The organism is Ruminococcus sp. AM31-15AC, from assembly GCF_003462045.1.
Taxonomy (GTDB): Bacteria; Bacillota; Clostridia; order Oscillospirales; family Ruminococcaceae; genus Hominimerdicola; species Hominimerdicola aceti.
The window spans coordinates 1-1,082 of sequence record NZ_QTYG01000124.1 but is presented as its reverse complement, the minus strand read 5'-3'; the positions used below and the strand labels follow the sequence as shown (position 1 = coordinate 1,082).

The window sequence follows — 1,082 nt, the reverse complement described above, 5'->3', positions numbered from 1 at the left end:
TATTTGTGCTGTTGCTTGTGGGTGTTTTTGTTGCGGACAGTTACGAAAAACGAATGGATCAGCAGATAAGGATATCTAAAAATTCGTCAGCGTTTTTTAAGTCACGGGAGATAATTTTATCAGTGGCGATATTTATAATGTTCACACTGAGCTTTTTTGCAGACCTTATTATAAGCGGAACATTACATCAGAGCAAGTACAGCACCTCATCTTTACAAAGCGTGTGGCAATTTGACCTTGCGCCTTTAATGCTAACTGTTAGAGGCACAATAATATGGCTATATGTCACAAGGCTTATGTCGCTTTTTATAACCTACGGCATTTTCGTGCTTGTGGCAAAGCAAGTGCGCTCTGTGAAAAAATATGTTATGCTGACCTCTGGGCTGATAGCGGTCATGTCCGCCGCCGCACATTATGTGGGAGCACTTTCGCCTTATATGTTTGCGGCTGTCACAAGCGTAAATGGGCAGCTTAACAACCTTGACTATATGAGGGCTTTTGATTGTTCGGAAGCGATAGCTGTATTCATATATCTTGCAGCGATTTTGAGCGGACTGACTGCATGGAGATACAGCGGATATTATGAAAAAAGCTTTGACCGATAAGGAGTGGTGATGATATGAGCGTTTTAGAGTAGAAAACTTATCCAAAAGATACGGCAAAAAGCAGGTGCTCAAGGGCATAACCTGCGAATTTCATACGGGCATAAACGCTTTGCTTGGACCGAATGGCGCAGGCAAGACCACCATAATGAACTGCATATCGGGCGTGATAAAAAAGTCGGGTGGCTGTGTGACCCTTGACGGGCAGGATGTTTTTGAAATGGGCGAAAAATATCGTGAAAAGCTGAGCTTTCAGTTTCAATATCAGCCATTTTATCCAAGCTACACCGCCCATGAATTTCTCAGATTTTCGGCGTTATTAAAAGGAATGCCCGAGCCGCTTATCGAGGACGAGATAAGGCGTGTGCTGGGGCTTGTGAATCTGTCTGAAAATCTTGATGACAAGATAAAGTCATTTTCTGGCGGAATGAAACAGCGCCTTGCCATTGCACAGACTATCCTTAACTCCCCCGAGATACT

At 43.5% G+C, this 1,082-nt stretch carries 2 protein-coding genes; both read left to right on the top strand.

Going from position 1 to position 1,082, the window contains the following annotated elements:
- On the top strand, nucleotides 1–605 hold a 605-nt coding region (locus DW793_RS14865), incomplete at its 5' end, for a hypothetical protein (RefSeq protein WP_181988398.1).
- Nucleotides 606–669: 64 nt separating this feature from the next.
- Nucleotides 670–1,082 (top strand): ATP-binding cassette domain-containing protein (locus DW793_RS14300; RefSeq protein ID WP_118158545.1); only part of this gene is annotated, 413 nt, incomplete at its 3' end.